Source organism: Streptomyces sp. NPDC026589, assembly GCF_040638385.1.
Lineage (GTDB): Bacteria > Actinomycetota > Actinomycetes > Streptomycetales > Streptomycetaceae > Streptomyces.
The window spans coordinates 1-19,746 of record NZ_JBEZYG010000008.1 but is presented as its reverse complement, the minus strand read 5'-3'; the positions used below and the strand labels follow the sequence as shown (position 1 = coordinate 19,746).

20 protein-coding genes and 3 pseudogenes are annotated in these 19,746 nt (G+C 69.2%); 10 read left to right on the top strand and 13 right to left on the bottom strand.

The window, feature by feature from the left end:
• Window positions 1-223 precede the first annotated feature (223 nt).
• The gene (aztA, locus tag AB0F29_RS15580) at window positions 224-967 is read right to left on the bottom strand and encodes a zinc ABC transporter ATP-binding protein AztA (RefSeq protein WP_361872037.1); all 744 of its coding nucleotides are present in this window, start codon (window positions 965-967) and stop codon (window positions 224-226) included.
• A gap of 15 nt (window positions 968-982) precedes the next feature.
• Between aztA and aztB the strand changes: the two genes are divergently transcribed.
• From aztB to aztD, 4 genes are all read left to right on the top strand, one after another.
• The gene (gene aztB, locus AB0F29_RS15575) at window positions 983-1,846 is read left to right on the top strand and encodes a zinc ABC transporter permease AztB (protein WP_361872035.1); all 864 of its coding nucleotides are present in this window, start codon (window positions 983-985) and stop codon (window positions 1,844-1,846) included.
• A 21-nt stretch (window positions 1,847-1,867) separates the two neighbouring features.
• Complete coding sequence (locus AB0F29_RS15570; RefSeq protein WP_361872032.1) at window positions 1,868-3,103, top strand: hypothetical protein; 1,236 nt, start codon at window positions 1,868-1,870, stop codon at window positions 3,101-3,103.
• Window positions 3,100-4,080, top strand: a complete 981-nt coding sequence (gene aztC / locus AB0F29_RS15565) for a zinc ABC transporter substrate-binding protein AztC (RefSeq protein ID WP_361872029.1) — start codon at window positions 3,100-3,102, stop codon at window positions 4,078-4,080. The genes AB0F29_RS15570 and aztC overlap by 4 nt, the downstream gene beginning before the upstream one ends.
• An 89-nt stretch (window positions 4,081-4,169) precedes the next feature.
• Window positions 4,170-5,372: a zinc metallochaperone AztD gene (aztD, locus tag AB0F29_RS15560; protein ID WP_361872027.1), complete on the top strand. Its 1,203-nt coding sequence runs from the start codon at window positions 4,170-4,172 to the stop codon at window positions 5,370-5,372.
• A 150-nt stretch (window positions 5,373-5,522) separates the two neighbouring features.
• Here the strand turns inward: aztD and AB0F29_RS15555 are convergent, their stop codons facing one another.
• A complete protein-coding gene (locus AB0F29_RS15555; RefSeq protein WP_361872025.1) occupies window positions 5,523-6,641 on the bottom strand; it encodes an acyl-CoA desaturase in 1,119 nt (372 codons plus the stop codon).
• A 7-nt stretch (window positions 6,642-6,648) separates the two neighbouring features.
• Window positions 6,649-7,659: a ferredoxin reductase gene (locus tag AB0F29_RS15550; RefSeq protein ID WP_361872684.1), complete on the bottom strand. Its 1,011-nt coding sequence runs from the start codon at window positions 7,657-7,659 to the stop codon at window positions 6,649-6,651.
• 132 nt (window positions 7,660-7,791) lie between these two features.
• On the opposite strand from AB0F29_RS15550, the gene AB0F29_RS15545 reads away from it, so the two are divergent.
• On the top strand, window positions 7,792-8,955 hold the full coding sequence (locus AB0F29_RS15545; RefSeq protein ID WP_361872023.1) for a helix-turn-helix domain-containing protein: 1,164 nt from the start codon (window positions 7,792-7,794) through the stop codon (window positions 8,953-8,955).
• 29 nt (window positions 8,956-8,984) lie between these two features.
• Window positions 8,985-9,323, top strand: coding sequence for a thioredoxin family protein (locus AB0F29_RS15540; protein ID WP_361872021.1), 339 nt, complete (start codon window positions 8,985-8,987; stop codon window positions 9,321-9,323).
• A gap of 195 nt (window positions 9,324-9,518) precedes the next feature.
• Here AB0F29_RS15540 and AB0F29_RS15535 read toward each other — a convergent pair whose 3' ends face one another.
• The 3 genes from AB0F29_RS15535 to AB0F29_RS15525 form a co-directional block, all read right to left on the bottom strand.
• Window positions 9,519-10,277 carry an SDR family oxidoreductase gene (locus AB0F29_RS15535; protein ID WP_361872018.1) on the bottom strand — a complete coding sequence of 253 codons (759 nt, stop codon included), beginning with the start codon at window positions 10,275-10,277 and terminating at the stop codon, window positions 9,519-9,521.
• Between the two features lie 27 nt (window positions 10,278-10,304).
• Window positions 10,305-11,657, bottom strand: coding sequence for an MFS transporter (locus AB0F29_RS15530; protein ID WP_361872015.1), 1,353 nt, complete (start codon window positions 11,655-11,657; stop codon window positions 10,305-10,307).
• A 99-nt stretch (window positions 11,658-11,756) separates the two neighbouring features.
• Entirely contained in the window at window positions 11,757-12,341 is a 585-nt protein-coding gene (locus AB0F29_RS15525) for a helix-turn-helix domain-containing protein (protein WP_361872012.1), read from the bottom strand.
• Window positions 12,342-12,731: 390 nt separating this feature from the next.
• Between AB0F29_RS15525 and AB0F29_RS15520 the strand changes: the two genes are divergently transcribed.
• Window positions 12,732-12,878 (top strand): hypothetical protein, encoded by a 147-nt coding sequence (locus AB0F29_RS15520; protein WP_018955911.1) that lies wholly within the window; start codon window positions 12,732-12,734, stop codon window positions 12,876-12,878.
• A gap of 747 nt (window positions 12,879-13,625) precedes the next feature.
• Here AB0F29_RS15520 and AB0F29_RS15515 read toward each other — a convergent pair.
• The 3 genes from AB0F29_RS15515 to AB0F29_RS15505 form a co-directional block, all read right to left on the bottom strand.
• A complete protein-coding gene (locus AB0F29_RS15515; RefSeq protein ID WP_361872009.1) occupies window positions 13,626-14,144 on the bottom strand; it encodes a transposase in 519 nt (172 codons plus the stop codon).
• Window positions 14,145-14,765: 621 nt separating this feature from the next.
• Window positions 14,766-15,035, bottom strand: a complete 270-nt coding sequence (locus AB0F29_RS15510; RefSeq protein WP_361872006.1) for a hypothetical protein — start codon at window positions 15,033-15,035, stop codon at window positions 14,766-14,768.
• Window positions 15,036-15,620: 585 nt separating this feature from the next.
• Window positions 15,621-16,193 (bottom strand): hypothetical protein, encoded by a 573-nt coding sequence (locus AB0F29_RS15505; protein ID WP_361872004.1) that lies wholly within the window; start codon window positions 16,191-16,193, stop codon window positions 15,621-15,623.
• A gap of 70 nt (window positions 16,194-16,263) precedes the next feature.
• On the opposite strand from AB0F29_RS15505, the gene AB0F29_RS15500 reads away from it, so the two are divergent.
• The 3 genes from AB0F29_RS15500 to AB0F29_RS15490 all read left to right on the top strand — a co-directional run bounded on the left by AB0F29_RS15500 (window position 16,264) and on the right by AB0F29_RS15490 (window position 17,492).
• On the top strand, window positions 16,264-16,647 hold the full coding sequence (locus AB0F29_RS15500; RefSeq protein WP_361872001.1) for a metalloregulator ArsR/SmtB family transcription factor: 384 nt from the start codon (window positions 16,264-16,266) through the stop codon (window positions 16,645-16,647).
• Window positions 16,644-17,153, top strand: coding sequence for an SRPBCC family protein (locus AB0F29_RS15495; RefSeq protein ID WP_361871998.1), 510 nt, complete (start codon window positions 16,644-16,646; stop codon window positions 17,151-17,153). Before AB0F29_RS15500 ends, AB0F29_RS15495 begins: the two co-directional genes overlap by 4 nt.
• Before the next feature lie 183 nt (window positions 17,154-17,336).
• The gene (locus AB0F29_RS15490) at window positions 17,337-17,492 is read left to right on the top strand and encodes a hypothetical protein (RefSeq protein WP_361872730.1); all 156 of its coding nucleotides are present in this window, start codon (window positions 17,337-17,339) and stop codon (window positions 17,490-17,492) included.
• Here AB0F29_RS15490 and AB0F29_RS15485 read toward each other — a convergent pair.
• The 4 genes and pseudogenes from AB0F29_RS15485 to AB0F29_RS15470 form a co-directional block, all read right to left on the bottom strand.
• Window positions 17,458-17,579, bottom strand: a pseudogene (locus AB0F29_RS15485) (transposase); the annotation flags it as partial. The gene AB0F29_RS15490 and the pseudogene AB0F29_RS15485 sit on opposite strands and share 35 nt — an antisense overlap.
• A gap of 266 nt (window positions 17,580-17,845) precedes the next feature.
• A pseudogene (locus AB0F29_RS15480) lies at window positions 17,846-17,998 on the bottom strand (transposase); the annotation flags it as partial.
• Between the two features lie 8 nt (window positions 17,999-18,006).
• Complete coding sequence (locus AB0F29_RS15475; protein ID WP_361871995.1) at window positions 18,007-18,465, bottom strand: hypothetical protein; 459 nt, start codon at window positions 18,463-18,465, stop codon at window positions 18,007-18,009.
• A gap of 177 nt (window positions 18,466-18,642) precedes the next feature.
• A pseudogene (locus tag AB0F29_RS15470) lies at window positions 18,643-19,590 on the bottom strand (transposase family protein).
• Window positions 19,591-19,746 lie beyond the last annotated feature (156 nt).

Sequence of the window (19,746 nt, the reverse complement as noted above, 5' to 3'; positions counted from 1 at the left end):
TGCGCCCCGCAACGCCACTTCATGGCCGCTGCTGTGCGCCGGCACGGCCGTGGTGGACGCCTCGGTAGCACACCATGTGACGCTGACTCGTGCGTCGCTCGACACGAACGGTTCAGCGGTGCCCGACGACCGTCGAAGGGTATGCACCTGCTGGTAGCAGCTTGTTCCCTGATGTGATGCCGTCATGAGCTCCTGACCCCCGTGTGCCGAAGATCAACGCTTCTCAGAGCGTTGGCCAGACCTGGGTCAGCGATGCCGTGGTGAGGACGTGGTCCGGACGCCCCTGCCCGACGAGGCGGCCGTCCTGGAGGAGGAGGCAGGCGTCCGCGGTGCGCGCCACCTCAAGATCGTGCGTGGCCTGGACGATCGTCACCCCGTCGGCTACGAGCGCCTTCAGCAGCGCGCCGATCCGCTCCCTCGCCCCCGGATCCAGGCCGGTGGTCGGCTCGTCGAGGAGCAGGAGGTCGGAATCCTGCGCCAGGCCCTGCGCGATGAGCGCGCGTTGACGCTGTCCGCCCGACAGCTCGCCCAGTTGGCGTGGGGCGAGGTCGCCGATGCCGAGCCGGTCGAGCGCCGCGTCCACGGTCGCGTGGTCCCGTGCGGTCAGCCGGCGCCACGGACCGCGCTCGCCCCAGCGGCCCATTTCCACGGTCTGCCGAACGGTGAGGGGAAGAGTGTCGCCGACCGCTCCGCGCTGCGGCACGAAGGCCGACGGCCGGCCACCGGTGCGGAAGAGATCTCCGGATGTCGGCTTGATCACACCGGCGAGCACGGCGAGCAGGGTCGACTTGCCACTGCCGTTCGGGCCGACGAGCACCGTGGTGGTCAACTCGGTTATTGCTCCGCTGACTTGATGAAGTACGGGGCGACCTGGATAGCCGGCGCACAACCCCGAGAAGCGGAGGGGGGTGGTCCGATCGAGGGTCGGGGCGGATGAGGGGGGCGGTGTATTGAACATGATTTTCATTGTAGTGTCCGGGCCATGGAATGGTTGACGGTCCCGTTCGAGGTGACTTTCGTGCAGCGAGCCCTCTGGGGCGGGATGCTGGTATCCGCCATCTGTGCCCTGGCGGGCACCTGGGTGGTACTGAGGGGGATGGCCTTCCTCGGTGACGCCATGTCCCACGGGTTGCTGCCGGGCGTCGCGGTCGCCGCGCTTCTCGGGGGAAACCTCATGGTGGGCGCGGTGGTCAGCGCTGTCGTCATGACGGCAGGCGTCACCGCGCTGGGCCGTACGCCGAGGCTTTCGCAGGACACCGGCATCGGGCTGCTGTTCGTGGGCATGCTCTCGCTCGGCGTGATCATCGTGTCCCGCTCGCAGTCCTTCGCGGTCGACCTGACCGGATTTCTCTTCGGGGACGTCCTCGCGGTCAGGCAGCAGGATCTCCTCGTGCTCGCGGCGGCGTTGCTCGCGGCGCTGGCGGTGTCGGTCCTCGGTCACCGTGCCTTCCTGGCCCTGGCGTTCGACGCGCGCAAGGCCCACACCCTGGGGCTGCGGCCGCGCCTGGCCCACGCTGTGCTCCTCGGCCTGCTCGGCCTGGCGATCGTCGCCTCGTTCCACATCGTGGGAACGCTGCTCGTCCTCGGACTGCTCATCGCACCGCCGGCGGCCGCTCTGCCCTGGGCTCGCTCCGTGCGTGGGGTCATGGTGCTCGCCGCCCTGGTCGGCACCTCGGCCACGTTCGGCGGCCTGCTGCTGTCCTGGCATCTGAGTACCGCGGCCGGCGCGACTGTCGCGGCCCTCGCGGTGAGCCTGTTCTTCCTCTCCCACGTGCTGTCCGGCCTGCGTGACCGCTGTACGCGCCAGGTTCACTCCCCGGCGGCCCCCCTGATCGAAGCCAACTGAAAGAAGCCAGAGGCGATCACCATGACCGTCCGCAGAAACATCTCTCCGTGGGCATCGACAGCCCTGGTGCTCACCGCGCTGCTCGCCACGAGTTGCGCCGGTGAGGAGCGCGTCACCGCACGGCCCGACGCGAGTTCCCCGTCTCCCACTGCCCATGGGTACGTCGAGGGAGCCCAGGAGGCCGCCGAGCAGCAGTCCCGACTTCTCCTGAACGACCCCGGCAGCGGGAGAACCAGGGTTCTCGACCTCGTCACCGGCAAGGTGCACAGGACGGCCGACGTGAAGAACGCCGTACGGCTGGGCACGGACGGCAGGTTCGGCTACCTCCGCGCCCCCGACAGCACCCATGTGATCGACAGCGGCGCCTGGATGGTCGACCACGGCGACCACGTCCACTACTACAGCGCGGCGACGCGGGACGTGGGTGAGATTCCTGCGGGCAGCCGAGCACGGATACGCAGTGATGCCGCCGTGACCGCGGTGAGCGACGAGAACGGCCTCGCCGTCCTCTACGACCGCAGCAAGCTGGAGAAGGGACAGATCGCAACTCCCCGGACACTGCGCGGCACTTACACCGGCGTCGTCGTGCCGTACGAGGAACACCTGCTCGCCTTCGCGAACAAGGGCGGCACCACGGAACTCGTCGTCCTCGACCGCGAAGGCGAACGCATGGCTTCCCCGGACGTGACGTGCGAAGCGCCCCGGGGAGACGCCGTCACCCGGCGCGGCGTGATTCTCGGCTGCGCGGACGGCGCCCTGCTCGTGCGTGCGCAGGGCGGCGCGTTCACCGCCGAGGAGATCCCGTACGGAAAGCAGATTCCGGCGCAGGACCGAGCCACCGCCTTCCGCCACCGCCCCGGCAGCGACACCCTCACCGCCCCGGCCGGAGACGGCGCCGTCTGGGTCCTCGACGTCACCGAGCGGACCTGGAAGCAGGTCAACACCGGGCCCGTCGTCGCGGTCAACACGGCCGGCGAGGGATCCCCGTTGCTCGTTCTGGAGACCGACGGATCGGTGCACGGCTACGACATCGCCACCGGAGAGCAGACCGCACGTACCAAGTCACTGCTGACAGCAGGGAAGAAGGACGACTCCGACGGCAGCGCCCCTGTCATCGAGGTCGACCGCAGCCGCGCCTACGTCAACGACCCCGAGGGCAAGCAGGTGTTCGAGATCGACTACAACGACGGCCTGCGCGTCGCGCGCTCCTTCGACCTGGACGTCAAGCCGGTCCTCATGGGGGAGACCGGACGATGAGCCGAACCGAGGTGAACCACCGCCCGAGGGCGGGCACCGCTCGCCCGCGACACCTGATCGCGGGGCTGCTCGCCCTCGCGACAGCCATGACCGTCACCGCCTGCACCACCGACGAGGACCGGCCCAGCATCGTCGTCACGACCAACATCCTCGGCGACGTCACTCGCGAGATAGTCGGCGACGAGGCCGACGTCACCGTCCTGATGAAGCCCAACGCCGACCCGCACTCCTTCGGCCTGTCGGCGGTACAGGCAGCCGAACTGGAACAGGCCGATCTGGTCGTCCACAACGGCCTGGGCCTGGAGGAGAACGTACTGCGGCACGTGGACGCCGCCCGCGAATCCGGTGTCGCCACCTTCGCGGCCGGCGAGGCGGCCGACCCGCTCACCTTCCACACCGCCGACGGCGGCGGCGGCCCCGAGGGCGAGGAAGGGCAGCCCGACCCGCACTTCTGGACCGACCCCGACCGGATGCACAAGGTCACCGGCCAGATAGCCGACCAGGTCATCGAGCACGTCACCGGCGTGGACCCCGGCACGATACAGAACAACGCCGACCGCTACGCGAAGCAACTCGCCGGCCTCACCACCTGGATGGAAGAGTCCCTCGGCCGAGTCCCCGCGGACCGACGAGCCCTGGTCACCAACCACCACGTCTTCGGCTATCTCGCCGACCGTTTCGGCTTCGAGGTGATCGGCGCCGTCATCCCCAGCGGCACCACCCTGGCCTCACCCAGCTCCTCGGACCTGCGCTCCCTCACCGAGGCGATGAACGGCGCAGGCGTGCGCACCGTCTTCGCCGACTCCTCCCAGCCCAAACGGCTCGCCGAGGTACTGCGAGCGGAAATGGGCGGCGGGGTCCGTGTCGTCGAACTCCACTCGGAGTCCCTGACCGCCAGGGGCGCGGGCGCGGACACCTACCTGCGGATGATGCGCGCCAACACCAACGCCATGGTCACCAGCCTGGCCCGCGACTGACCCTCCCAGCCTTCCGGAGCACCCGCCATCGGGTGCCGGCTCGTCGTACCCCCATACCGCCACCGCGCGGTGCAGAAAGGAACAGACCGATGAACAAGTCGATACGCGGCAGAGCCCTCACGGGCACGGCGCTGGCGCTGGCCACCGCCACGGTCCTGACCGCCTGCGGCGGAGAGAGCTCCTCCTCCACCGACACCACGTCCGACAAGACCGCCAACGCCACGCCCGCGGTGGCGGTCAAGGAGCCGTTGGTCGCCACCTTCGACGGCGGCCTCTACATCCTCGACGGTGAGAGCCTCGAGCTCACCGAGACCATTGACCTGCCCGGCTTCAACCGGGTCAACCCCGCAGGCGACAAGGACCACGTCGTCGTCTCCACCGACAGTGGATTCCGCGTCCTGGACGCCACCGGCCAGGCCCTCACCGACATCGAGTACGAGGGCGCCAAGCCGGGCCACGTAGTCCGCCACGCCGCGAAGACCGTGCTCTTCACCGACGGCACCGGAGAGGTCAACGTCTTCGACCCCACCACACTGAGCAGCGGCAAGAAGCCGGCAGGGCGTACCTACACCTCCGCCGAGCCCCACCACGGCGTCGCCATCGAGTTGGCCGACGGCAGACTCGTGAGCACGCTGGGCACCGAGGAGAAGCGCACCGGCGCGCTGGTGCTGGACCGGAACGGCAAGGAAATCGCACGCAACGAGAACTGCCCCGGTGTCCACGGTGAGGCCGCCGCCAAGAACGAAGCCGTCGGCGTCGGCTGCGAGGACGGCATCCTGATCTACAAGGACGGCGCGTTCACCAAGATCGACTCTCCCGACGCCTACGGCCGCATCGGCAACCAGGCCGGCAGCGATGCCTCGCCCGTTCTGCTGGGCGACTACAAGACCGACCCCGAGGCCGAGCTGGAGCGGCCTTCCCGCGTCTCCCTCATCGACACCGAGAAGAAGAAGCTGCGCCTGGTCGAACTCGGCACCAGCTACTCCTTCCGCTCACTGGCCCGCGGCCCGCACGGCGAGGCCCTGGTCCTCGGCACCGACGGCGCCATCCACGTCATCGACCCGGACACCGGCAAGATCGAGAAGAAGATCCCCGTCGTGGGCGACTGGCAGGAGCCGCTGGACTGGCAGCAGGCCCGGCCCACCCTGTTCGTGCGCGGACACGTCGCCTACGTCTCCGAGCCCGGCAAGAAGGCGCTGCACGCCATCGACGTGGGGACGGGGAAGAAGCTCACCTCCGTCACCCTGCCGAAGAGCACCAACGAGCTGTCGGGCGTCGTCGCCGGACACTGACCACACCGGCCGCGCCCGTGCCCTCGCCGCCAAGGCTGACGCCGCGGTGGCGAGGGCCCACGCCTGCCGCCTGCCGTGCCCGCGCAGCGGACCTCACCGGACTCGGCGGTGCCGCCGGTACGGCCGAGAGATCCGAACCCGTACCGGGAATCAGACGGCGACGAGCTCCCGCTCGCGGTCCGGCGCCCGGACCTTGGTCTCCTTGTTCGGCAGTGCGAGCCGGAAGACCTTGTGCCACGCGGAGAAGACCTGCTGGGGCAGCGGGCCGGTGACGTACTCCAGCTCGTACTTCGCGAACAGCGCGCGCACCTTCACCGCGACCTCGGCGTACCGGTTGCTCGGCAGGTCCGGGAACAGGTGGTGCTCGATCTGGTGCGACAGGTTGCCGGTCATGAAGTGCATGGCCTTGCTGCCGCTGATGTTCGCCGAGCCCATCATCTGGCGCAGGTACCACTGGCCGCGCGTCTCGCCCTCGATCGACCGGCGCTCGAAGACCTGTACGCCCTCGGGGAAGTGCCCGCACATGATCACCGAGTGCGTCCAGACGTTGCGGACCAGGTTCGCGGTGAACGTGGCGGCGAGTGTGGGGAGGAAGGACGGGCCCGACAGCAGCGGGTGGATCACGTAGTCCTTGAGCACCTGCTTGCGGATCTTGCGTCCCACGGCCCTGGCGCGCGCGCGGAACTCCGGGTTCTTGCGGCGGCGCTTGGAGAGGTTCTTGCCGAGCTCCAGGTCGTACGCCGCGATGCCGTACTCGAAGAAGCAGGCGTTGAGGAAGTTCCACAGCGGCTGGCCGAGGTGGAAGGGGTGCCACTTCTGGTCCTCGTCGACGCGCATGATGCCGTAGCCGAGGTCGTTGTCCTTGCCGATCACGTTGGTGTACGTGTGGTGCAGCTCGTTGTGCGAGTGCTTCCACTGCTCGGACGGCGAGACGTGATCCCACTCCCAGGTGGTGGAGTGGATCTTCGGGTCCCGCATCCAGTCCCACTGGCCGTGCAGGATGTTGTGGCCGATCTCCATGTTGTCCATGATCTTCGCCACGGACAGCCCGGCGGTGCCGATCAGCCACGCGGGCGGGAAGATGGAGAACAGCAGTACACCCCTGCTGACCAGTTCGAGCTTGCGCTGCGCCGCGATCACCTTACGGATGTAGGCGGCGTCCTTCTCGCCGCGGCCGGCGATCACTTCGTCGCGGATCGCGTCCAGCTCGCGGCCCAGCTCCTCGATCTGCTCCGCGGTCAGGTGGGCGGTGGGGTCGATGGCGGTCAAGGTGCTCCTACCGTTCGATGTCGCACGGGCCCGCGGCGGCGGACACGCAGGTCTGGATGAGGACGCCCGGCTCGGCCTCGGTGATTCCGCCGGTGCGCAGGTCGCGGACGGCGCCCGCCTTGAGCGGCGTGACGCAGCCGAAGCAGATACCCATGCGGCACCCGGACGGCATGAGCACGCCGGCCTCCTCACCGATGTCCAGCAACGGCGTGGCGCCGTCCGCGGCGACGGTCTTGCCGGAGGCGCTGAACGTGACCTCGCCGCCGTCGCCCGCGACGACGATGCCGGGGCGGAAGCGTTCGGTGTGCAGGCGCTCCTGGACGCCGTGCTCGGTCCAGTGCTCTTCCGCGGCGTCGAGCAGGCCCGCGGGCCCGCAAGCCCAGGTCTCGCGCTCGGCCCAGTCGGGTACGAGTCCGTCGAGACGGGCGATGTCGAGCATGCCGTCCGTCTCGGTGTGCACCTCGATGAGACGAAGCTTCTTGTCCGCGACCAGATCGTGCAGTTCGTTGCGGAAAATCACGTCTTGCGGCCGTGGCGCGCAGTGGACCATGACGACGTCGTCGAGCTCGACGTCGCGCAGCATGCCCATCACGGGGGTGATGCCGCTGCCCGCCGTCAGGTAGAACACCTTGGCGGGCTTGGCCTGCGACAGCACGAAGTCGCCGGTCGACTGGTCGAGCCGGACCAGCGTGCCCGGTTTCGCCCTGCGGACCAGGTGGTTGCTGACCTTGCCGCCCGGGATCGCCTTCACGGTGATCGTGATCCGGCCGTCCCCGCGATGTGTCGGCGAGGTGAGGGAGTAGGCACGCCACAGGCGCACCCCGTCGACGTCGACCCCGATCCGCACGTACTGACCGGCTGTGTGGCCGTGCCAGCCCCGGCCCGGCCTGATCACGACCGTCGCGGCGTCACCCGTCTCCGGGTGCACGGCCTCGATGCGCCCGCACAGGTCGGCGCCCGCACGCAGCGGGCTGACCAGATCGAGGTAGTCCGACGGCAGCAGCGGCGTCGTGACCATCTCCAGCAGTTTCCAGGCCCTACTGCGGAGGGCTGCACTCGTCATGACCCCAGCTTGCTGCGCCCCATGGCGTAAAGTCCTGACCACAGGACGTGAATCTGATCAGTTGAATTGTTCGCAGGGAACAAAATCGTGAGCCATGCAATCCGGAGGGCCAGCGAGCTGGCCCTGGACGAGACGACGGTCACCGTCCTTCGGGCCGCTCTGAGAACCACCGCCGACGAGGTCGTCCAGGCGATCATCGACGAGGTCCCTTCCTACGCCAACGCCCTTTCGGGCCGCATGGGCGGCACCATCCGCCGGGCCGTCCGCACCGCCCTGGGGCACTACCTGGACCTCGCGAGCGGCAACGCCACAGGCGGCGACGGCGGTGACGCGGCCTACGAGCTGGGCCGCGGCGAGGTGCGCGACGGCCGTTCGATGGACGCCCTGCTCAGCGCCTACCGCGTCGGCGCCCGCGTCGCCTGGCGCTGCCTCGCAGCGGGTGCCGTACCCGCAGGTCTGCCCGCCGCCGAGGTCGCCAAGTTCGCCGAGCTGACCTTCGCCTACATCGACGAGCTCTCCGCCGCGAGCGCCGCGGGACACGCCGATGAACTCGCCGCCCGGGGCAGGGCCCACGAGCGCCACCTGGAACACCTGGCCCGCGACCTTCTCGCAGGTGCGAGCCTGGACGTGCTGCTGGCCTCCGGTCAACGGGCCGGGTGGCAGCCTCCGGTTTCGCTCACCGCGGTCCTGTTGCCCGCCGCCCAGGCACGACCCGCCTACCGCACGCTCGACCCGAACACCCTGGTCCTCGACGATCTGCCGGATGCCACCGGTGTGCTGCTCGTCCCCGATGCCGACCGACCACATCTCTTGCGGCAGCTGACCGATCGCACGGCCGTGGCCGGCCCGGCCCGGCCGTGGACGCGTGCGTCCGCTTCGTACGCACGCGCCGTTCGCGCACGCTCCCTTTCCCCTGATATCCGCGACACCGAGGACCACTTGCCCGAGCTGGTGCTGAGCGCCGACGTGGACGCGTTCGGGGACCTGCGTGCCCGAGCCCTCGCACCCTTGCGGACCTTGCCCGACGCGACCGCACGGCGGCTGGAGGAGACGTTGCGGGCGTGGCTGCTCCACCAGGGCCGACGGGACGAGGTCGCGGCGGAACTGTTCGTCCACCCCCAGACGGTCCGGTACCGGATGTCGCAGCTGCGGGAGCTTTTCCCGGATCTCGCAACGCCACACCGGGTCCTCGAACTGACGCTGGCGGTCGGTCTTCGGACGGTGCTGACCGGCGCACCGCGCGAGGGATGATGGGACGGAACGTGAGGGCAGGAGGTTCCATGGCACATCGCATTCACCGGCCCCGTGAGGACGCGGAGTTCGATTTCATCCTCGGGATGAGCGGGGTTCCGGTCCTCGCGTACTTCACCGGGACATGGCCCAAGGCGATCGAGTCCTGCCGGGCGATGGACCTCGTCGTGGAAGGCATCGCCGACGACTGTGCAGGGCGCCTGGCGGTCGTCCGCGCCGACATCACGCGTTGTCCGGCGGCAACCGAGAGATACGGGGTCACCGGAGCCCCGGCCTACGTCCTGCTGAAGGAGGGAGAGGCGGTGGCGCACGGCACGGGGCCCATGACCGTCGCCGAGGTACGGCAGTTCCTGGACGGTCACCTCTGAGCTGCCGCTGCGGCACGTGGCCGCGAAGCCCGTCACGTCCCGTCCATGGAAGCTGCGTCGTCCGAGCCCCCACGCCGACACCGTCGGGGAGACCCGGGCCGGCCGATGCGTGGGGGAGAGGAGCGCGGGCCGGGTGCCGGACTCCGCGGATTCCGGCCGTCCCGCAGCGGCCTGCTCAGTCTCCGGTAGGGGGCGTCAGGCCGACGATCCACTGTCGATGACCAGGTCGGTGCCGACGACCGAGCCGGCAGCGGACGAGGCGAGGTAGAGCACCGCGGCCGCCACTTCCTCGGCCTCCGCGACCCGGCCGAGCGGGTTCTCCGTCTTCACCCGCTCGGCACGGTCGGCCTCGGACTCGCCGGGTCGCAGCGACATGGGAGCGGCGGAGGCACCGGGGCTGACGGCGTTGATGCGGATGCCCTGGTGGATGTGGTCGAGAGCGGCGGCGCGGGTCAGCGCGGAGACCGCTGCCTTGGAGGCGATGTACGCGGCGGCGTTCGGGATCCGCAGGTGTGCGCCCAGATTGGAGGAGATGTTGACGATGGTGCCGCCGCCGTTCTCCTTCATGTGGGCGATCTCGTGCTTCATGGCCAGCCAGACGCCGGTGACATTGGTCCGCAGCACCGCGTCCCAGTCCTCCTCGCTCACCTCGCCGATGGGGACCGCGCCCCGGAATATCCCGGCGTTGTTGACCGCGACGTCCAGTCCGCCGAAGCGGGCGACGCTCTCCCGAACGAGATCCTGGAGCCGTCCGGAGTCGGTGACATCGGCGGTGACGGCGGCGGCTGTGCCGCCGGCTGCCTCGACGAGGGCGACCGTCTGGTCCAGGGAGGCCGCGGTGCGTCCCGCGGCGACCACGGACGCGCCTTCGGCGGCGAAGGCGAGCGCGATAGCGCGGCCGAGGCCGGAACCCGCGCCGGTGACGAGGACGGTCTTGCCGGTGAAGCGGTTCATTACGTTGACTCCTCTGTGAGTGACGCATTACTTGGTGCGGTGGTTCAGGAGGGCCGCGACGGCGAGGGCGGCCCCCGTCGCGGCCAGGGTCCAGGGGTCGCTCTCGAGTGTGAGCAGGACGGCGAAGAGGACGGTCGGGCCGCATTCCATCGCGGTGTTCAGCACGCCGCCTGCGAGACCGGTCTGCCGCCGCGGCACCCCTTCGGTGGCGAGCACGGCGGCTCCCGCGAAGGAGGCCGCGGTGCCCGCCGGCAGCAGCACAAGGCCCGGCAGCAGCCCGTACGCGTACGAGGTGTGCGTAGCGAACCCGGTGAAGGCGAGGAGGACGAGCCCGGCCGCGCCTGTGCCCAGCCCGGCGGCCGTGACGGTCCGGGCTCCGTACCGGCCGATGAGCGGTCCCGCCGCCCGGCCCGAGGCGAGCAGTGCGACGGCGAACGGCACGAAGGCGGCCGAGGTCTGCAACGGTGACCAGTCGCGCTCCTGCTGGAGGTGGAGTGAGAGGACCACGAAGGTCATCGCGGTCGCGCAGGAGCTCAGCGCGACGGCCGCAAGGGCCAGGCCCCGCCGCCGGTCGGACAGGAAGCCGGGGGGCAGCAGGGGATCGCGGGCCCGGCGCTCGGCGTACCAGAACGCGACCAGCAGCGCGGTCCCGCCGAGCAGCGGCACGAGCACGTCGGCCGACGATCCGGGGCGGGTGTCGGTGACGACGAGCCCGTAACTGGCGAGGGTGATACCGGCGGTGGCGAGCAGAGCACCGGGCAGGTCGAGACGCCTGCCCCGGTTCGGTGCGGTGTCCGGCAGCAGCCTGGGCGTGAGGACGAGGGCTGCGATCGCCACCACGACGGGTACCGCGAAGGTCCAACGCCAGGAGAGCAGCGCCGAGATGACGCCGGAGAGCAGATGGCCCGCCGTCGCGCCGAGCACCGAGAGTCCGCCCCAGGTGGCCATCGCCCTGCCGTACGCGGCGGGGGAGGGGAAGACGGCGCGCAGCACGGCCATGGCGGCCGGCGCGACGAGGGCCGCGCCCGCGCCCTGGGTGAAGCGCGCCGCGAGCAGTGCCTCGATACCGGGGGCGAGCGGGGCGGCGGCCGACGCGATGGCGAAGAGGACAAGGCCCGCGATGAGGGCGCGCCGCCCGCCGTAACGGTCGGCGAGGCGCCCGCCTAAGAGCAACAGCCCCGCGAAGGTCAGTCCGTAGGCGGTGCTGAGCAGGATCACGTCGGCGCGCTCGAGGACGAGTTCGCGAGCAACGCGGGGCAGCGGTATGGCGATCGCGGCGAGCGTGAAGATCAGCGTGGCCTGGATGCCGCCGAGAAGGACGAAGGCGCGTCTGTGCTGTGAGACGGTGGCGCGTTCCGTGCCCGTGGCGGTGGCGGTCATACTTCCCCCTGATATTTGACCGATCGGTCCATTATTTGGACGCACGGAAGCGGCCTGACGGCTCCGCCGGGTGTGATGTCGGGTGTGGTGCGGTGTGACTCAGTCCAGCAGGGACAGTGCCTGTTCGGCCGCGTCCCGCACCCGGGCGGGATCGTTCGATGCCTTGCCGACGATGCGTACGCCCTGCAGCAGGACGAGCAGCAGGTGGGCCAGCGCTCGCGGTTCCCGGCCCTCGGGGAGCTCTTCCTGGGCCTGGGCCCGCACGAGCGCGGAGTGCAGCAGGGTCTCGATGTGCTCCCAGCTGATCTCGACACGGCGGGCCGCCGCGGGGTCGTGCGGGGCCAGCTCGGCTGCGGTGTTGGTGACGAAGCAGCCGTTCAGCCGCCCATCCGGAGAGGCGGCTTCCGCGGCGAAGCGGCGCACCAGCCTCCGAACCGCAGGCAGTGCGGGGCCTGGCTGGGACAGCTCGGACATGAGGAGCGGGTCGCGCATCTCGGCGTACCGGTCCATGGCCTTCAGGTACAGCTCGTGCTTGCTGCCGAAGGTCGCGTAGATGCTGGCGCGGCCGATGCCGAGGTGCTCGACGAGATCTGTCACCGACGTCGCTTCGTAACCGCGCCGCCAGAACAGCTCAAGGGCCGACTGCAGCGCGGCGTCCGGATCGAATTCCTTGGTCCTGGCCACGTCGAAGACCCTAGTCTTATCTGGACTGCTCGGTCAATAATCGAGCGCGTGGGACCTGCAAGGGAGCGGAGCGAGCGCGAGGCTCTTGTAGGGCTGCTGCGCTCGATTATTGGCCGAGCAGGCGGCAGCGTCCCCGGCGCCGCCCGCTATGGCAAAGCCAACCAGGGGTCGAAGGGCGGGGCCATCCCCGCGCACGCGGTGGGTGGTCCCTCCTCCCGCCGACCCGGACGAGGCCCTCCGACGGTGGTCCTCGCGCACATGGGGATGGTCCCGAGTCGCGGCCCCGGGAGCGGCGGCCTCTGCTCCGTGCGGCGACGGGCTGCGTGCGACAGCCGGACATTCTCGCCGCATTGCGGGGTACGCGGATGGCATACGCCCTCAGGAGGAATCATGGCCGGACTGATCGCCCGTCTCACGCAGTTCACCCGCAGCCCCCAAGGGCGGCGGACCATCGCTTCGGCCCGGCGCGCCGCGGCCGACCCGCGCAAGCGCGCCCAGGTTCGCAGCCTGTTCGGCCGGCTGCGGGGACGCCGGTGACGTCGGCGCTTCGGCGGATGACCGGAAGCAACCGCCGCGCACCTCCCCGGCCACGACACGAGGACCTTCACCGTCCTCACCGTCGCGTGCGCAGGAATCACCTGACCCGCGGCCGGCGACGCGTCAGAACTGGCGAAGGCGGAAGGTTGGATGGCTTTACTCGCGAGTAGTGCCGCTAGTTGTTCATGGGTTTGGGGTTCTGGCACAGATCTTGGGGAGCGGTCGCGGAGGGTGACAGGTTTGTTCGATTGCAGGGAGGGCGGCGACCTCGGGGAGCGTCAGCGTTCACGCATTCTGGTCCACCACCAGTGCGTCGTCGCCCACTTGTTGTAGTTGGGCTCCGGCAAGGTGCGGCGCTCGAATTCCTCATCGATACGCGTAATCAATCGGCCCAGGTCCCGTTTGGCTCCGGGCGGAAGGTGGAGCATCGCCCACTCCAGGTCATCACGGGCATCTCCCACCCCGGGCGAATCAAACGCGGAGGCGTCCAGGTAACGTCCGGGCTCGTTAAAGGCCCACGCGAAACACGAGAGTGCCATGGCGACCGTGTTGGGCCGCGTCCCCTGGTCTTCGACCCCGCGGATCGCTGCACGAGTCCGCGCGGAGACACCGGGGACTCTCATGACCGGATACTGCCATCGTGGCCGCCACCGCTCTGCACGGACGGCCTTGGGGCGCCTACGCGGCATCGCCCTTTCGGATCAACATGAGGCCATGTTGCCACGGATGGGCACCTGCATGCACTGGCTATATACCGGTCGAAGCAGGGGCTCCTGCCATCCGGTTCTCGCGCAGCTCTTGGGGAACATTGAGGTGTTGCTGGAGCAGGATCATCTTGCGGAGGAGTTCGAATCCGGCGCGGCCGTAGAGCTGCCTCTTGATCTTCTTGATGCGGGTGACGGCGCCCTCGATGCTGCCGGAGCTCCAGTCGACAGTGAGCCCGGCTGTCACGGCGTCGAGGTCTCGGAGCAGGTGCAGTGCGGAGCCGGTGAGGCCCGGTAGCTGGCTGGTGTCGACTGCGTCGATCCAGGTGGGGAGTGTCGAGCCGAGGCGGTCGGTGAGTATCTCGCCGAAGCCGCGGATATGTCCGGCGGCTTTGGCTAGTTCGGGACAGCGGGCCAGAACCTCCTTCAGGTCGGCCCGGTCTTCCTCTGTCAAGGTCATGGGGTGCCGGGTCAGCCAGCCGGTCACCTGCCGTACCGACGGCGGCCGCGGGGCCGCGTCGGCTGGAGCCCTGCGGAGGGTGGCGATGTGGGCGCGGACCATTTGATAGGTGCCGGGCGCATTGTCGGCAACGAGCTAGCCGTGCAGTCGGGTGACGCTGGTGCATCCCTCGGCCAATCGCCGCTCCAGGTAGGGCTTGTAAGGGTCCAGTCTGCTGGGCCGGGGCCGGTTCTCGCGGATGGTGTCCTGCCGGCGTGCGGCGTTCGCGTTACCGGAGCACGGTGTTGAGACCCCAGCCCGGGTGCCGGGCAATCGTGCGGCGTGAGTGGCCTTGGGCGAGGAGCTCGTGGAGCAGGGTGTGTGCTGCCTTCTTCCGTTCGGCCCGCCGGCCGACGGGCGCCGGTGGTCTTGCGGCCGACCGGGGTCAGGACGGGTCGCGCCCTGGCGGCGTGCCAGTGGGCGACGGATTGCGCAGGCACTCGCGGTGGGCGGCGACGCAGGCTTCAACGGCCCGGCCGAGGTCCTGCCACAGATGGACCGGTCGGCGACCTGCAGAGCGTCGGGGGCACCGCGGCGGGCGCCCTCGGCGTACGCGCCGGCTCGGTCCCGGCAGATGATCTCCACGCCTGGGTGCTGGATCAGCCAGGCGGCCAGTGGCCCGGCTTCGCGGGTCGGGAGCACATCGACCACGCGATGGTCTTCGACGCTGGTCAAGACGGTGGATTAGGTCTGGCCGCGACGGATCGCGAAGTCGTCGACTCCCAGCACCCGTGGCGTGCTGAACCTTGGATCGGGCAATGCCATGACCCTGCGTAACAAGGTCATCCGTCCCGCCCCGAAGTCCAGCTGGGCGGCCAGCCGAGCGCCGGCCCGCCCGGCCAGCGCGAGCCCCATTTGCTCCAGGGTGTGGTCGAGCCGGGTGGTGAACCGTGCGTGCGGGGCGGCGAGCCAGGAGAAGGGCTCGGCGAACGTCCGGCGGGGACAGTCCGCCACTCCGCAGATGAAACGCCGGACCGTCGACCGGATCACGAAGCCCTGTTCAGCGAGCGGAAGGTCCTTTGACCATCAGAGAGTTGATGGAGCGTCACTTTCGACTGCCGGGTTGCCAGGCGTACGCGGTCTCACGCGGCCCAGCCCGTCACAATCGAACACCAAGGTGACGCTCCGCGACCGCTCCCCAAGATCTGTGCCAGAACCCATTTCTCGTGAACACCTACGAGCCTGCTGATCACCAAATGCTGCCCCAACCAGTGAACAAACACTGCTGCTGAACGTGAACGAAGCCAGTTGGAAAATGGTCGATTCACCGGAATCAGCGAAAGTGCTCCAGAACCGCACCCACCCTTGTCAAGCCGCGGGTCAGGCAGTGTGCTCCCCGCACATGCGGGGGTGGTTGCCGCCGACCCTCGTCTTCGCTGGCCTGCTGCAACTGCTCCCCGCACGTGGGGATGGCCCCACCCGGCCGAACGCGAGTACGAAACCTGCCCTGCCCCCGCGTGCCCTCGCCTGCGTTGCCGCAGGCCCGCTCACGGCATCCGCCCCGCACCAGGGAGCGGGAGCCCGATGGATTCTCGCGTTCTACAGGTCGAGTACTGCCCACATCCTGCGGCCGTCTTCCGCGGTGTCCGTGCCGCACGAGACCGCGCCCAGGCCGGTCAGTTCCGCCAGGACGGCTGTGTCCGCGACCGTGAGTCCGGGCCGGTGGGACAGGGCGACGATCAGTGCCTGCCGGTTCTGGTCCGCGAGGTGTAGGGATACCCGCCGACCGCCATCGGCGACCGCGGCCCGCACCAACGCCTCCGTCAGGTCCCCCGCAGCTTGGTCGGCCTCTCGGTATCCCCAATCGTGCAGCTGGCGCACGACGTTGCCGCAGGCCTTTTTCGGCGACCAGGCAGCTGCCTCGAGCGACCAGTTCGCCGACCGCCGGTTCCGTACGAGCATCCGAGTCCGCGCCGTTCCTTCCAAGCGCGTTTCAGGACGCGGCGGCTGTACAGGTCGCTTCGGTGGCGGCGGGCTCTTCGGCGGGTAGTCCGGTGTGTGATCCAGCACGAGTGCTCCCAGGATCGGCGCGGGTACCCATCGTAGAGGCGCGATCGACAGATCCACCGTGCCCGTGACTTTCGACGGCGCGGATCCGTGGACTGCGATCATCGGCGCCGGCTGCGTCATTCAGGGCGGCCCGGGGCTTGTCAATTGGTAACCTATAGATTACCAATAGGGGGTGGACCCGTTCAACGCCCTGGCTGACCCCATACGCCGTGACCTGCTGCGCACACTTGCCTCCGGTCCGGCGCGAGTGGTCGACCTCGCGGCGCGGCATCCGATCAGCCGACCCGCGGTGAGTAAACATCTGCGCGTGCTCACCGAGGCGGGGCTGGTCACCGTCGAGGACCGCGGTCGCGAGCGCCACTACGCGCTCGCCTGCCCGGGCCTCGCCCCGGTACGCGCTCTGCTCGACGAGCTCGTCGGGCGCCGCCCACCGATCCCCGAGAAGGCCTTCGACGCCCTCGACCTGGAGGTCCGCAGAACCGTCCATGACCGTCGGACCGGCACGGGCGCCGACGCCGCTCCCGGCACCGCAAGCTCTCAGGAGGAATCAGCATGACCAGCACCCCCACCGGGCGTCGCGTGAGCATCGACGGCCTGGACAGCATCGCCTTCGACCGCACCTTCCGGGCCGGCATCAGGGACGTCTGGGCGGCGGTCACCGAGCCGGACCGTCTGGCCCGATGGATCGGCGAATGGACCGGCGACCCGTCGACCGGCTCGGTCGACTTCCGGATGCTCTACGAAGGCGACGGGCATGAGCCCGAACTCCTCACCATCCAGGAGTGCCGGGCCCCTCACCGTCTGGCCCTCAAGTCGCAGGTGCCCGGCCAGGAACTCATCTGGCACATGACTCTCACGCTCGTCGAACACGAGGGCACCACCACGCTCACCTTCACCCAGTCCGTCGGCGACGACCCAGCGATGGCGGGCGGAGTCGGCCCCGGCTGGGACTACTACCTCGACCGGCTCGTCGTCGCCGAGACCGGCGGCGACCCGGCATCCGTTGACTTCGGCTCCTACCACCCGGCCCACGAGCAGCACTACCTCGACATGTTCAGTTGAACCGGAGGACGACGCCGAGTACGAGGGCCAGGCGGTTTCGTTGGATCCAGGGCGTGGAAGCTGCTGGCCCGCGAGAGGGCTGGTCCTGACGTCCCGGCCCGACGCAGGATCGAGCGGGACGACGAGACGATCGCCGGGCGGGTCGAGGAGGTGTGGGCTTGCGCACGGAACTCGCGGTGGCCCGTGGAGCCTCCGGCCCACCCGGAGCCCAAAATCCTGCCGCCTCTGGAGCTGACCGACGAGATCGCCGCCGAGCTCACGGTCCTGACCGGCTTCGACCAGGACCTCGCGGCCGAGGCCACCCGGTGTGAGGCTTGGTGCGGGCCGCGTCAGCGGTGACTGCGGCGTCCTTCGCATTGGTTTTCGCCTCCCCGGATAGAGATCGGCGATCCGCCGCATCGCGAGTCGGGGAAGGTAGGCCGACCGCACAGCCCGCGTCGGCCAGCGGTCCCATTGCAGGGCCGCGAGGAACATGACGGGGACGAACCGGAGAGCGGTGCGTAGGGTGCCCGAGTCGGACCTTGGCCCGTAAATGCCCCGCAACAGCTGGTCAGAGGTGGAGCAGCGGCGGATGCATCGGAGCAACCTCGTCATTCGGCCCACGTCTCCCATGGGCACAACAAAAGGGCGCCTGTCAGGGAAATCCCCTGGTCAGGCGCCCCTTTTCCGTCCCACGCCGTGGCGGGTGGCTGGCGCCGGCTCTTGGCCCCCGGTGGCCGACCGAGACCGGGGTGTGAGGGTTTTCGGTGCACCGGCTGGGATGGCAGCCCTTGTACGGATGTTCCGGAACCCCGCCGGACGCGGGCTGGGGTGAGACGTTCGGGCGGGGCTGGCTTCTTCCAGGGAGGAGGACTCAACGCCGGTACTGCCTCAAGTGCTGGGCGGCTGCTGATTGGAAGGCGTCGTGAGCCCGGCGGGCTCGGTCTTCCGAGCTGTCGATGGCTGGACGATCGTCGTGTGCGTGGTTCTTGATCTCACTAGACGCGTCAACCAGAGTAGTCGCCAAGCGTAGGAGCGTTGCGTTGTCCGTCGCGAGGGTGAGCGCGGTCACGGCCTTGGTCACTCCGCACTGTGCCTCGAACCGGCCCGTCTGTAGCTCCAGACTGTCCGCCTCGCCCGTCCCGCGGACGACATGTTTCAGGTACTGGTGGCGGCGATAGTCTGTCGCGGCACCGAGCAGGCTGGCTACTGCAGCAGTCAGCGCTTGCCGATCACGATCACGGCGGGTGGAGAGAGTGATGAGGTGCTGCATAGCGCCCGCCACGAGGGCACCGAGCAGGGTGCCCAGCACGGCGATGATCGCAGTTGCCACAAGATTCCCCTTCTGCTGTCCTCCTTCCGTATTATCGGACGCTTTCTTCACCCAAAGCCGGTGTTACCAAATTGATTTGAAGGTATGAGATCAGGTCCTGTCGTGATTGCAGCAGCTGCCTGACGAGCTGGTGCGTGATTGCGTTGGAGACATGGCTGCCTGAACTGGTGGTATGTGTCAGCCGGTGAAGTTGCGGTCGGAGACGAGGCCGGCGATGGCCCGGCAGGTGGCGGGCAGGTTCTCTCGGCGGTGGATCCAGCTGCCGGGTTGCTTCCAGCGTTTGTGGTCGGCGAGGGCGTGTTCGACGGTGATGCGCTTGGAGGGGTGCCGGTGCCGGGCTCGTAGGTGGGCTTCGAGGACCTCGGGCGGGCTGATCTTGTTTCCCTTCCCGGGCGGGTCACCGCCTGGCCGGGATGGTCGCGGCGGAGTCCGAGGTAGCCGTCGTCCAGAAGGGCTCCCACGTCGGAGAAGTGCCGGAAGCAGGTACCGATGCCTTCGTTGCGAGCGGCGGTCGCGTCATGTATCCGTCCTGGTAGCAGGGTGTCGGTCCAGAGCGTGCGGCCCTGATGGTCGGCGACGACGCTGGCCCTCACCGTGTTCTGCTTCTTCTTCCCCGAGACGAAAGCACGGCGTCCGCCGCGGCTGGCCGGGGGCCGGCGGACCTGGACCTCGGTGGCGTCCAGCCGCGGCTCAATGCCTTCGGCCTGGGCGTATGCGAACACATCCGCCAGGGTCCGCAGCCGCAGCCGCAGCCGCAGCCGCAGCCGCAGCCGCAGCCGCAGGCCGGTCCGGTCCGGGACCGCATCCCCGCTCGGCCGGCAGCCCTCGTATCTCGCCGATCGCCCGGGTGATGGTGGAGCGGTCGACGCCGAACAGCAGCCCCAACGCCGCGTGCGGCAGATCGTGCCGCAAGTCAATCAGCGTGGCCACGAGCCGGTCGACGAACACCAGCCGATCAGGGACACCGGCTCCTACCTCGCGCTTCCTGGCCCCGCCGCGAGCTTCATGACGACGCCCCTCGACCACGGCCTGCCACGGGCCGGCCAACTCCTCAACCAGGGGCGCGAGATGGCTCCGCGAGACTCCCGTGAACACCTGATGCGCGAGAACTCTCCGAGTGACCATGATCACCACATGTGGATCATGACACCCACCAGCAGAAACACATCACCCACAATCACGCACCAGCTCGTTAGGGCTCGCAGAGAATCAACATGCTGACTTGATCTCTGTGGGGTTGCTGTTGTTGGTGAGGAACGCGGTGACGTCGGCGGGTGTACT

Coding starts and splice junctions, on each gene's coding strand:
- AB0F29_RS15505 (WP_361872004.1), bottom strand. CDS start 16,193: ATGATCGCAGTCCACGGATCCGCGCCGTCGAAAGTCACGGGCACGGTG.
- AB0F29_RS15515 (WP_361872009.1), bottom strand. CDS start 14,144: ATGGTCCGCGCCCACATCGCCACCCTCCGCAGGGCTCCAGCCGACGCG.
- AB0F29_RS15530 (WP_361872015.1), bottom strand. CDS start 11,657: ATGACCGCCACCGCCACGGGCACGGAACGCGCCACCGTCTCACAGCAC.
- AB0F29_RS15520 (WP_018955911.1), top strand. CDS start 12,732: ATGGCCGGACTGATCGCCCGTCTCACGCAGTTCACCCGCAGCCCCCAA.
- AB0F29_RS15540 (WP_361872021.1), top strand. CDS start 8,985: ATGGCACATCGCATTCACCGGCCCCGTGAGGACGCGGAGTTCGATTTC.
- aztA (WP_361872037.1), bottom strand. CDS start 967: ATGAAAATCATGTTCAATACACCGCCCCCCTCATCCGCCCCGACCCTC.
- aztD (WP_361872027.1), top strand. CDS start 4,170: ATGAACAAGTCGATACGCGGCAGAGCCCTCACGGGCACGGCGCTGGCG.
- AB0F29_RS15535 (WP_361872018.1), bottom strand. CDS start 10,277: ATGAACCGCTTCACCGGCAAGACCGTCCTCGTCACCGGCGCGGGTTCC.
- AB0F29_RS15495 (WP_361871998.1), top strand. CDS start 16,644: ATGACCAGCACCCCCACCGGGCGTCGCGTGAGCATCGACGGCCTGGAC.
- aztB (WP_361872035.1), top strand. CDS start 983: ATGGAATGGTTGACGGTCCCGTTCGAGGTGACTTTCGTGCAGCGAGCC.
- AB0F29_RS15550 (WP_361872684.1), bottom strand. CDS start 7,659: ATGGTCACGACGCCGCTGCTGCCGTCGGACTACCTCGATCTGGTCAGC.
- AB0F29_RS15570 (WP_361872032.1), top strand. CDS start 1,868: ATGACCGTCCGCAGAAACATCTCTCCGTGGGCATCGACAGCCCTGGTG.
- aztC (WP_361872029.1), top strand. CDS start 3,100: ATGAGCCGAACCGAGGTGAACCACCGCCCGAGGGCGGGCACCGCTCGC.